This window comes from Komagataeibacter xylinus, assembly GCF_004302915.1.
Taxonomy (GTDB): domain Bacteria; phylum Pseudomonadota; class Alphaproteobacteria; order Acetobacterales; family Acetobacteraceae; genus Komagataeibacter; species Komagataeibacter xylinus_C.
This window is the reverse complement of the sequence record NZ_QQBI01000001.1, coordinates 204948-216255: the sequence shown is the minus strand read 5'-3', so window position 1 is coordinate 216255 and position 11308 is coordinate 204948. Positions and strand designations below refer to the sequence as shown.

The window sequence follows — 11308 nt, the reverse complement described above, 5'->3', positions numbered from 1 at the left end:
GCGCGTTGTTGAACGCGTAGCGGACGCCTACGATGAACTGGTGGTTGAAGCGGTGGTCGAAGCGCACGCCGCCGCTACCGCTGCCATCGGTCGCCTCACCCTTGATGTAGCCCATGCCGAAGGACTCGACCTGGCCAACCATGCGGTATTCGGTGGTCATCTGCAGGCCGGGCACGCCCGGAATGTCATAGGCTGCACCGACGATACCCTGGTAGGCGAAGCTGCCATTGGTGCCGTGCAGGCGGGCGTTCGGGCTGCTTGCGCCACCCATGGCCACCATGGTGTTGCTGTTCACGTTCTCCCAGAGGTAACCGGCACCAACACCGACGAACGGCGTGACGGGCACATCAATGTTGAACAGGCGCTTCAGGTCGATGTCATACAGCACGTTGATGAAACCGCCATAGGAGCGGTCGCTGCCCTTGTCGCTACCGCTCTTGCGGTAGATTTCCGACCAGTTATACGCGCCTTCGACTTCAGCGCGCAGGCCGTTGCCAAAGCCCCAGCCAACCGAGCCGAAGCCGGTCCAGCCATGACGGTGGCCAACGCGGCCCATGCCCTCGCCATCATCCGTGCCGCCGGGGCGCATGTGCTGGGTCTGGGTCAGGTTGTAGCCGCCGCCGATATCGACATACGGGCCGGTGATGGTCGTGGCCTTGGCTGCGAACGGTGTCGCTGCCAGCAGGCTGGTTGCCAGTAACGCTGCGCGAAGACGCATGTTTCAGTCCTTAATCTGTTGTTGCAGGGCAGAGCCCCGTCTTGTGATCGGGCAATGGATTTGCCCCGAGACAGGGCAGCCTGAGATTACCCGCAAGCTATGAAGCGGGGATTAGCCTGTCTGGCCCGGCTTGAGAATGGGCAAAATGCGCCATCCGGAACAGGTGTGGCAAAAAAACACATATCTTTCAGTCCTCTTTGCGGCAGTCTATAAAAAACCCTGATTTTATAAGGATTTTTTTGAACCGCTTTTCCAGCCCCCCTCATTTTGCATAGGACAATGGTGTAAACGGAAGGTCTTTTTCAACCCGTTTCGGGGCCGGAAACGGATTCTCCGGCACGGGGTGCTTGCTAATGCGCACCGTGCCGGATTCTCCATTTCTTTCAGTATATTGCAGCCATGCCTAGTGCAGGATGATTTCCACCCTGCGGTTCTGCGGCTCGCGCGTGTCCGGGCCGGTGGGCACGAGGGGGCGGGCCTCGCCATAGCCATGAATGTCGATGGCGCTGGCCGCCACGCCATCACGGATCAGCTCCGCCTTCACGCTGTCCGCCCGGTGCAGGGACAGGCCAAGGTTGTATTTCTCGCCACGCGGGCCGGGATGGGCGGCGGAGTTATCGGTATAACCGTTAACTTCAAGCCGCGTGGTCTGTACATGGGCGGAGGCCTGCGCCGCCTGCGCCACGATGGCGCGGGCGCGCGGAGTCAGGGCCGCGCCATCCCAGTCGAAGAACACCAGATAGGTACGGGCGGCGACGGGCGCGGGCGGTACGATGGCGGGCGCGGGTGGGGGCGGCGGCGGCGGCGGCGCGGTATTGAACGCATAGCGCACGCCCACAATGAACTGGTGGTTGAAGCGCTGGTCATAACGGATGGAATTGTGGTCGGTTACCGGTTGGTTGTTGGGGTTGATCACCGTCTGGCCGAGATTGCCGTTGTTGAAGGACTCCACCTGACCGATCATGCGGTATTCGGTGGTCATCTGCAGGCCCGGCACGCCGGGAATGTCATAGGCCGCGCCGACAATGCCCTGATAGGCAAAGCTGCCATTGGTGCCGTTATGGCGCACGTTCATGATGCTGTTCGCGATGGGCGTTTCATCATTCACGGTCTGCCACAGATAGCCCGCGCCCACGCCGATGAAGGGCGTTACCGGCACATCGATGCCGAACAGGCGCTTGAGGTCGATGTCATACAGCACGTTGACAAAGCCGCCATAGGAACGGTCGGCACCATCGGTCTTGCCATGGCCGCCACCATAGGATGTGGTGGTGTAGCGGGTGGTTTCCGACCAGTTATAAGCCCCTTCCACTTCCGCGCGCAGACCGTTGCCAAAGCCCCAGCCGAAGGAGGCGAATCCGGTCCAGCCCGCGCCATGGTGCATGGTCTCGCGGGAGTGGGTTGCCGGAGACACTGCAGAGTCGAGAAACTTTGCTTCTTCAGGAGGCAGATTGAGGTTCTTGTTGAACTCGCTTACGCCCTGCCCATCATAGGCATGCATGTGCTGTGTCTGGGTCAGGTCATAGCCTCCGCCGATATCGACGTAAGGCCCGGTGATGGTCGTGGCCATGGCGGCCATGACAGGTGTTGTTGTCAATGCAGTCGCCAGCAGTGCCGCGCGAAGACGCATGGTCCCGTCCTTGATGCTTGATCAGACGCCTTCTTTATTTGGTGGAGATGGGGGCATGTTCCACACTGGCCTGATACGGGTTGATCCGGGCGGCGCATGCGCCGCCATTCCAGTGCCAGCGGGATGTCAGGGGAGTGCGAAGCTGCGTTCATCCGCATCAATCCATGGCAGGATCGTTTTGCGGGGCAAGCGTTGAAATAAGGTAAATGTGGCAGCGCGCCCTATCGGCGCGGGCGGGGCTGTGACCGGAATATCACAGGCCCCGGCAGGGCATCAGGCGGAGCGCTTCAGGGCGTGCAGCCATCCGCGCGCAGGACTTCAAGCACGGCCTCATCAGGCACGTCGCGGCAGGTAAAGGCCCGGCCAATGCCGCGCACCAGCACGAAGGACAGGCGGCCATCGCGCATCTTCTTGTCGCGCTGCATGTTGCGCACGAGCTGGGCTGCGGAGAAATTGCGCCCCGTGTCACCTATGCGTGCGGGCATGGACAGGCGCTCGAGATGGGCCGTGACGCGGTCGAGATCCTCGGCCGGGCAGTAGCCGAGCCGGACCGACAGCATGAAGGCCAGCCGCAGTCCGATCGACACTGCCTCGCCATGCAGCAGGCTGCCGTCATAGCCCATTTCGGCTTCCAGCGCGTGGCCGAAGGTGTGGCCAAGGTTGAGCAGGGCGCGGCCATCGGTCTTGCGCTCCTCGCGCTCATCGGCCACCACCACGCGGGCCTTGAAGGCGCAGGCAAGGCGGATGGCCTCGGCCTGCATGGCCGGATCGCCCGCCAGCACTGCGGCGCCATGGCGTTCGCACCAGTCAAACAGCCCCGCATCGCCCAGCAGGCCGGATTTCACGATCTCGGCGTAACCGGCCTTGAGTTCCCGCACGGGCAGGGTGGCCAGCGTGGAGGTATCGGCCAGCACCGCGATGGGCTGGTGAAACGCGCCAAGCAGGTTCTTGCCAAAGGGCGTGTTGATGCCGGTCTTGCCACCCACCGACGAATCCACCTGCGAGAGCAGCGTGGTCGGGATCTGCACAAACGGCAGGCCGCGCAGCGTGGTGGCCGCACAGAAGCCAGACAGGTCGCCCACCACGCCGCCGCCAAGGGCTACGACCGTGGTGCCGCGCTCGACATGCGCCTCGAGCAGGGCATTGGTCACGCGCTCGTACTGGCTGATGCTCTTTGAACCCTCGCCAGGCGGGATGGTGATGGTCTCGGCGCGGATGCCGGTCTCGGCCAGGGCTTCAAGCAGGCGGGGCAGGTGCAGGGGAGATACGGTGGCGTCGGTAATCACCATCACGCGCTTCTGTGGCAGCACCGGGGCCAGCAGCGCGCCCGCGCGGCGGATCACGTCGGGGCCGATCAGCACCTCGTAGCTGGCGCGGTCGAGCCGCACGGGCACGCGCAGGGGCTGCTGGTTGCGCTGCAGGGCGTGCAGCACATGGTCGGCGCTGTGTTCCACGTTGTCATCTCCACAATCAACGATAATGTCCGCTTCCGCATAGACCGGATGGCGCAGGCGCATAAGGTCGGCCAGCACGGCATGCGGTGTGGCGTTGTTGAGCAGCGGGCGGTGCGTGCGGTCGGCCACGCGCTGCACCAGCACGTCAAGCGGGCAGCGCAGCCAGATCGAGACGGCATGCTCGCGCACGCTCGCGCGCGTGCGCCCGTCCATGAAGGCCCCGCCACCCGTGGCCAGCACCACGGGCGGGCCGGACAGCAGGCGGCGGATGACCAGCCGCTCGCCCCGGCGGAACTCGGCCTCGCCATAGCGCTGGAACAGGTCGGCGATGGTGCAGCCGGCGGCGCGCTCGATTTCCTCATCCGAATCGACAAAGGGCACGCCCAGGCGCGTGGCCAGAAGGCGGCCGATCGTGGTCTTGCCCGCGCCCATCAGCCCGACCAGCACGATGGTGCGCCCGCTGCCCGACTGCCGGGGGCTGGCGGGGCCAACGGCGTTCAGGTCAAGGGGGATGGCAAGGGATGCGGGCTCCGGCTGGGGCCGAATGGGGGGAATCTGGCGTGACATGCCGCGCAACCTAACATACAGCAGGACAGGACCGGTAGAGTCCGTGGTCAGGGCCAGCCCCGCGTGGGCGGGGCAGCACGCCTGTGCGCGCCTGGCTTCGGGCCGCCGGGGTTCGCAGCATAGGAAAGCGGTTGAATGATCCGTATTGTTATTGCCCTGGCCAGTGTTCTGGCCCTGTGCGTGATCGGGGGCTTTTTCGCGCTCGGGGCCTTTCCGCCCGCGCTGGTGCAGGAGGACGTGCACAAGGATGTGCCCTTCGCTGCCCCGCCCGCGCCTGCCGCCCTGCCGCCCCTCGGCGCGCCAGCCCCGCTGCCGGTAGCCCCATTGGCACCGGGCTGAACGGGCGGGGCGCACGGTGAGCGCAAGCGGCGTTGACGCCTTTCTTGAAATGCAGGCCGCCGAGCGCGGGGCGGCGCTGAACACCATCCGCGCCTATACCCGCGACCTTGCGGATATGGATGCCGCCCTGCACGCCCGTGGCGTGACCCCGCTCACGGCGGGCGAAAGTGACCTGCGCGACTACCTTTCGGGCCTTGCGCGGCAGGGTCTGGCTGCGCGTACGCAGGCGCGCAGGCTGTCATGCCTCAAGCAGTATTTCCTGTTCCTGGCCCGCGAGGGTATGCGGCCCGACAACCCCGCCGCCCTGCTTGAAGCCCCCCGGCTCGATGCGCCGCTGCCGCGATTCCTGTCCGAGCCCGAGGTCACGGAACTGCTGGCCGCCTGCGTGCCCGAGCCCGATGCCACACCCGCGCGCAGGCGCAGGCTCATGGTGGCAAGGGCGGCGCTCGAGATGCTGTATGCCTCGGGCCTGCGTATATCGGAACTGCTGTCGCTGCCCCGCCGCGCGCTGGATGCGGCGCCGGGCATGATGCTGGTGCGCGGCAAGGGCGGGCGTGAGCGGATGGTGCCCATGTCGGCCCGGGCGCGTGAGGCGGCGCGCGCGCTGATGGCGCTCGATGCCGGGCGTGAAAGCCCGTACCTGTTCCCGGGCCGGAGTGCCCGCCAGCCCATGACCCGGCAGGGATTCGACCGCATCCTGCACGATGTGGCCCTGCGCGCGGGGCTGGACCCGCAGCGCCTGTCGCCGCATGTGCTGCGCCATTCCTTCGCCACCCATCTGCTGGCCCACGGGGCGGACCTGCGCGCGTTGCAGGTGCTGCTTGGCCATGCGGACATCGCCACCACGCAGATCTATACCCACGTCATGCTCGACCGCCTGCGTGATGCCGTGGCCCAGCACCACCCGCTGGCGCAGCCGCAGCCGCAGGACTGATAAGGCCGCCAGATATGAAGACGTTTCTGGTGAAGTCTTTTTCAAAAAAGCTTCGAACAATGCTGCCTGTATTAAAAAAGACCGTTCTCGCCCCTGCTTTTGCCGGCAATTGAAAACCGGCCTGCCGTCAGGACACGATGCGCGTGGGATGGGTGCATGGCACGCCAGTGCCCGGCAGGGCCGGACGGACAAAAATGCATGGCAGGCGGAATTCCATGCGCGAAAATGTTTGGCTCGCGCACAGGCTGTGCTATCGGCAGCGCATGCGCCAGTTTCTAGATTTCGAAAAGTCGGTCGCCGAGCTTGAGAACAAGATCGACGAACTTCGCAGGATGTCCGGTCCGGACGGGATCAACATCGCGGAAGAGATCACCCGGTTGAGCGAAAAAGCCGACCGGCAGCTGCGTACGGCCTACGCCAAGCTGACCCCGTGGCAGAAGGTGCAGGTGGCCCGCCATGCCCAGCGCCCGCACACGGTCGATTACATCGATGCGCTGATTACCGAGTTCTCGCCGCTTGCGGGTGACCGGCTGTTTGGCGATGACAAGGCCATCATTGGCGGCGTGGGCCGGTTCAATGACCAGCCCGTCGTCGTGATCGGCACCGAGCGCGGCGCCGAGATCGAGACCCGCCTCAAGCACAATTTCGGCATGGCCCGGCCCGAGGGCTACCGCAAGGCCCAGCGCCTGATGAAGCTGGCGGGGCGATTCGGCCTGCCGGTCCTGACCTTTATCGACACATCGGGCGCGTGGCCCGGCATCGATGCCGAAGCCCGTGGCCAGGCGGAAGCCATTGCCCGCTCCATCGAGACCTGCCTGAACGTGCCGGTGCCCGTCATCGCTACCGTGATTGGCGAGGGTGGCTCCGGCGGCGCCGTGGCCCTTGGCGCGGGTGACCGGGTGATGATGCTCGAGCACGCCATCTATTCCGTCATCTCGCCCGAGGCATGTGCCTCCATCCTGTGGCGCGACCCCAAGCAGGCCGCAACTGCCGCTGATGCGCTCAAGATTACCGCGCAGGACCTGCTCCAGCTGCGGCTGATCGACCGGATCATCCCCGAGCCGCTTGGCGGCGCGCAGCGCGACCCCAGGGCAGCCATCCGCGCGGTGGGCGACGCCATTGCCGCCGAACTGCCCGGCCTGCTGGCCAAGGACCCGGTGCTGCTCAAGGCGCAGCGCCGCGAGAAATTCCTCGCCATGGGGCGTGAAGCCGTCGCCTGACGACTTCGGCTAGCAAAAGTTTTTGGTGAAGCTTTTTTCAAAAAGCTTCAAGAAACGCCGCCTTTTTGTAAAAAGGCGGCGCCCAAAAACTTTTATTTTTTAATAAATTCAGGCTTTTGCCGGTTCACCGGGCAGCGGCGTAAAACCAAGGCGTGCAATCAGGTCGCGCACGGCGGTGGCGGCGGTGCTGACGGCCTGCGTATCCGTGCCCTTGCACAGCAGGCACACGCCGCGCTGGCTCTCATCAAGCCGGTAGGGGTAGGAGCCGATATCTATGGCGGGGTAGCGCTCCTGTATCGCCTCGAGCGGGGCGGCGAGCGTGCCTTCATACAGCCCATTGGCGTGCCAGGCCTGTGAGGTGACGGGCGTGCCGTGGGGCAGGGTGGGCAGCACTTCCTCGAACATCGCGCGCATGATGCGGGGCACGCCCGCCATCACATGCACGTTGCCCATGGTGAAGCCGGGTGCAACCGAAACCGAATTACGGATGGGCGTGGCCCCCTGCGGCATGGTGGCCATGCGCTGGCGGGCGGCATTGAACTCACCGGGCGGGAAATGGGCTTCGAGCAGGCTGAAGGTCTCGGGGTGGTGCACCCACGGCACGCCAAACGATTCCGCAACGCAGGCGGAGGTGATGTCATCATGCGTCGGCCCGATGCCGCCGGTGGTGAACACATTGTCATATGCCGCCCGCGCCTCGGTCACGTTACGGACAATGACGGCGCGGATATCGGGAATGATGCGCACCTCGCTGAGCGTGATGCCGGTTTCCGACAGGCGGCGGGCAATATACTGCACGTTTACGTCCTGTGTCCGGCCGGACAGGATTTCGTTGCCAATGACCAGCAGGCAGGCGGTGGGGTTCATGATCGGCATTCCACTAGGTTGCGGGCAGGGGCATTCTGGCCCCACCCTGTAACACCCACAAGCTTACCCCAAAGGAGACTGCATGAACACGCCAGCGATGCCACACCCGCAATGCGTATGGGATATCAGGGCGCAACTTGGCGAAGGGCCGGTGTGGTCCGCGCGCGAGCAGGCGCTTTATTTTGTCGATATCGTGGGCCAGGCCATCCACCGGCTTGACCCCGCCAGCGGGACCAGGACGTCATGGCAGGCCCCGGCGCGGCCCGGCTTTGTCGTGCCGGCCAGTGATGGCACGCTGGTCTGCGGGCTGAAGGATGGCCTGTACCGGCTTGATCCGCGCACCGGCGCGTTCGACGTCGTGCCGGCCAGTGATGGCACGCTGGTCTGCGGGCTGAAGGATGGCCTGTACCGGCTTGATCCGCGCACCGGCGCGTTCGACGTCGTGCCGGCCAGTGATGGCACGCTGGTCTGCGGGCTGAAGGATGGCCTGTACCGGCTTGATCCGCGCACCGGCGCGTTCGACCGCATGCTGGCGGTGGAGCCGGAGCATCCGGGCAACCGCATCAATGATGGCTGCGTCGATTCAAAAGGCCGGTTGTGGTTCGGCACCATGGATGATGAAGAAGGCACACCCTCCGGCGCGTTGTATTCCGTCACCCGCTCCGCGCGCGGGCTGGACGTGCTGCGACATGATGAAGGGTATGTCGTGACCAACGGCCCCGGCATCTCGCCCGATGGCACGCGGCTCTACCACAACCATTCGCCCGCGGGCGTGATTTACGTGTTTGACCTCGCCGCTGATGGCAGCCTGTCGAACAGGCGGGTCTTTGCCCGCGTGGACAATGGCTACCCCGATGGCGTGGTGGTGGATAGTGCGGGCATGCTGTGGGTAGGGGTGTGGAATGGCGGGCGCATCGAGCGTTTCCAGCCTGATGGCACGCGGCTCGAGCCCGTGGCCATGCCCGCGCTCAACGTGACCAAGGTGGCCTTTGGCGGGGCGGACCTGCGCACGCTGTACGTGACCACGGCACGCAAGAACACGCCTGATGACATGCTGGCCCGCTACCCGCAGGCAGGCAGCCTGTTCAGCCTGCGCGTGGACGTGCCGGGACAGGAACCACACGTTTTTCCCGCGGTCTGATCCGGGGCCGTCTTTTATTTTTTACGAGAGGCAGGTTTTCAAACAATCTCTTACAGCAGGTCCTGCAGAAGCGGGATCAGCGGGCGGTCGGCATCGGGCATGGGGTAGTCGCGCAGTCTGGCGGCGGGCACCCATTCCAGTTTCTGCCCCTCGCGCGGGGTGGGCGTGTTCTTCCACCGATGGCAGACATAAACGGGCATGAGCAGGTGGAAATGCCCGTAATCATGCGAGACGAAGGTGAAGGGCGCGAGGCATGAGCGGGCCACGTCCAGCCCCAGTTCCTCATCAAGTTCGCGGATCAGGGCGGCCTCGGGCGTCTCGCCCGCTTCCACCTTGCCGCCGGGGAACTCCCACAGCCCGGCCATGGACTTGCCTTCGGGCCTGCGGGCCAGCAGCACGCGGGCATCCGAATCCACCAGGGCTACGGCGGCCACCAGCACGATCCGGCGCGTATCGCCTGCTTCGGTCCCTTCCATCATCTCCTCGCCCGACAGGTCGGCATGCCGTGCTTCGAACAGGCGCACCGGGTATTCCCCCCCGCGTGAGACGAATTCCTGCGTGCCTGTGCCATGTTCCCGAAAGCCGATGCGCCTGAGCACCGCGATCGAGGCGTGGTTGTCGTGTGCGGCCGATGCGGTGAGCCGGTCCACCGGCAGGTTGGCCAGCGCCCAGCGCGCAAGCCTGCCCGCCGTGGTGCTGGCCACCTTGCGGTTCCAGTGCGCGCGACCCACCCAGTAGCCCAGCGAGCATGAGCGGTCGGCCGCGTTGATGCGCAGCCCGATGCAGCCGATCAGGGCATCGGGCTGGTCGGATTGCGGGCAGGTGATGGCGAAGTGATAGGCCTCGCCATGCTGCGACTGTTCGATGGTGGAGGCGATCCAGTCCTCGGTCATGGCCAGCGAATAGGGGAAGGGAACGCGGCTGAGCATCCGCACCACGCTCCAGTCATTGATCAGCCTGTGCATCGTGCCCGCATCAGATGTGCGGACTTCACGCAGGCGATATTCGCCGGCCTCGAGCAAGGTGGCCGAACCATGTCCCCCCTGATCCATCATGCCGATGCCGCACCCCGTGCAACCGGCGCGGGCGTATCATCCTGCGCGGGCAGGCCGCATTCAGCCAGCAGCGAGCGCAGGTTGTTGATGACCGGGAAGATTTCCTGGTTGCGGTCGCCGCCCTGCTCGTACCAGGCGTTCTGCTCGAGCTCCACGATCTCGCGGTCCTCGCGGAAGATCCGCTCGGTGAACGCGGTCAGGAACGGCCAGGCCAGGTCCAGCACGCCGGGAATGCCGGGCCGCTTGATGGAAAGCAGGCCAAACACGCGGTTGGTCAGTTCCGCCTCGTCCTGCGGCACGTAGGCAATCCACAGGTCCATGACCGGCGGGCTGTCGCCTGTCTGGATATGCAGGGTCTGGTAGGGGTAGGTGGTGCGGATGGTCATGACATCGCGATGGGCGAATTTCTCGCTGTTGTCGCGCTTCTGGCCAAAGATCAGCGCCTCGCCAATCGGCTGCTTGCCGCTGGTGCGCGCAAAGCTGTAGCGCGCCTCCACCAGGCCGGGGCCACGTTCCTGGCCCAGGAAGCGCGGCTTCATCTGGCCCATCTGCTTCATGTGCATGAACTGATGGTTCATATCCATCAGGTTCTCATGCATGAAGCTGTAGTGGCAATGCACAAGCTGGCCAAAGCGGCGGGTCTTGTAGGCGGGGTTCGCCACCTCCGCCAGGCGCGGGAAGGGCGTTGCCTCCGCCTTGTCCGGATCACCGGGAAAAACGAAGATCAGCCCGTCAACCTCGCGCACGGGGTAGGTGCGCACGCCGTTGGGCAGCTTGCCCTTGCCCAGATAGGGCACGTCGATGCACCGGCCCGAGCGGCCATAGGCCCAGCCGTGATAGCAGCACTGCACGGAGTCGCCCTTGACCGTGCCCTTGCTCAGGGGCACCTGCCGGTGGGCGCAGCGGTCTTCAAGCGCGAAGACGCTGCCCCCTTCCTTCGGGCGGACGAGGGCAATGGGCTGGCCCGCATAGCGGGTGCCAATGGTTTTGCCGGGCTTCAGTTCCCGCGACCAGGCAACGGGATACCAGAAATCGGGGTTGGCACGGATTCGGCGCAGATCCCGCCCGCTGGCCGGGGCGGAGGACTGCATGCTGTCAGGCGGTAACGTCTGATCCATTGTCTCTCTTGACTGTTAACAGGGCATGGCAGCCGGATGTGCCATGGCAGGACGTCGGGTACAAAAGGCATTGCGACGCATTCTGAACGATATCCTGCCGCCATGGCGATATTAAGGATGTTTTTTACGGTCAGGGCAAATGGTTCAGTGCCGTCATGTTTTGTAATGCAGGGCGGCATCCTTTCGCATCGGGCCTTTTCTGGCCTGAGGTGGCTCATGGGGAAGAACTGAACCGCTCCAGCATGCCAGCACCCGCATGGATCAA

At 64.8% G+C, this 11308-nt stretch carries 9 protein-coding genes and 1 pseudogene; 4 read left to right on the top strand and 6 right to left on the bottom strand.

Annotation, left to right across the window (positions count from 1 at the left end):
* The 3 genes and pseudogenes from DV027_RS00990 to aroB all read right to left on the bottom strand — a co-directional run.
* Nucleotides 1–646 (bottom strand): annotated as a pseudogene (locus DV027_RS00990) (outer membrane protein); the annotation flags it as partial.
* Nucleotides 647–1121: 475 nt separating this feature from the next.
* Nucleotides 1122–2348 (bottom strand): OmpA family protein, encoded by a 1227-nt coding sequence (locus tag DV027_RS00985; protein WP_130730106.1) that lies wholly within the window; start codon nucleotides 2346–2348, stop codon nucleotides 1122–1124.
* Between the two features lie 287 nt (nucleotides 2349–2635).
* Nucleotides 2636–4369 carry a 3-dehydroquinate synthase gene (gene aroB / locus DV027_RS00980; RefSeq protein WP_130730105.1) on the bottom strand — a complete coding sequence of 578 codons (1734 nt, stop codon included), beginning with the start codon at nucleotides 4367–4369 and terminating at the stop codon, nucleotides 2636–2638.
* A gap of 135 nt (nucleotides 4370–4504) precedes the next feature.
* Between aroB and DV027_RS00975 the strand changes: the two genes are divergently transcribed.
* The 3 genes from DV027_RS00975 (at nucleotide 4505) to DV027_RS00965 (ending at nucleotide 6862) form a co-directional block, all read left to right on the top strand.
* Entirely contained in the window at nucleotides 4505–4708 is a 204-nt protein-coding gene (locus DV027_RS00975) for a hypothetical protein (RefSeq protein WP_130730104.1), read from the top strand.
* A 16-nt stretch (nucleotides 4709–4724) separates the two neighbouring features.
* On the top strand, nucleotides 4725–5642 hold the full coding sequence (locus DV027_RS00970) for a tyrosine recombinase (protein WP_130730103.1): 918 nt from the start codon (nucleotides 4725–4727) through the stop codon (nucleotides 5640–5642).
* Between the two features lie 263 nt (nucleotides 5643–5905).
* Complete coding sequence (locus DV027_RS00965; protein ID WP_130730246.1) at nucleotides 5906–6862, top strand: acetyl-CoA carboxylase carboxyltransferase subunit alpha; 957 nt, start codon at nucleotides 5906–5908, stop codon at nucleotides 6860–6862.
* A 108-nt stretch (nucleotides 6863–6970) separates the two neighbouring features.
* Here DV027_RS00965 and DV027_RS00960 read toward each other — a convergent pair whose 3' ends face one another.
* Entirely contained in the window at nucleotides 6971–7729 is a 759-nt protein-coding gene (locus DV027_RS00960; RefSeq protein ID WP_130730102.1) for a competence/damage-inducible protein A, read from the bottom strand.
* Between the two features lie 97 nt (nucleotides 7730–7826).
* Between DV027_RS00960 and DV027_RS00955 the strand changes: the two genes are divergently transcribed.
* Nucleotides 7827–8870 carry an SMP-30/gluconolactonase/LRE family protein gene (locus DV027_RS00955; RefSeq protein ID WP_242621687.1) on the top strand — a complete coding sequence of 348 codons (1044 nt, stop codon included), beginning with the start codon at nucleotides 7827–7829 and terminating at the stop codon, nucleotides 8868–8870.
* A 50-nt stretch (nucleotides 8871–8920) separates the two neighbouring features.
* On the opposite strand, the gene DV027_RS00950 is transcribed toward DV027_RS00955, so the two are convergent.
* Nucleotides 8921–9925 (bottom strand): bifunctional GNAT family N-acetyltransferase/(deoxy)nucleoside triphosphate pyrophosphohydrolase, encoded by a 1005-nt coding sequence (locus DV027_RS00950; RefSeq protein ID WP_130730101.1) that lies wholly within the window; start codon nucleotides 9923–9925, stop codon nucleotides 8921–8923.
* Nucleotides 9922–11043: a Rieske 2Fe-2S domain-containing protein gene (locus DV027_RS00945; protein ID WP_408884438.1), complete on the bottom strand. Its 1122-nt coding sequence runs from the start codon at nucleotides 11041–11043 to the stop codon at nucleotides 9922–9924. Before DV027_RS00945 ends, DV027_RS00950 begins: the two co-directional genes overlap by 4 nt.
* Between the last annotated feature and the right edge of the window lie 265 nt (nucleotides 11044–11308).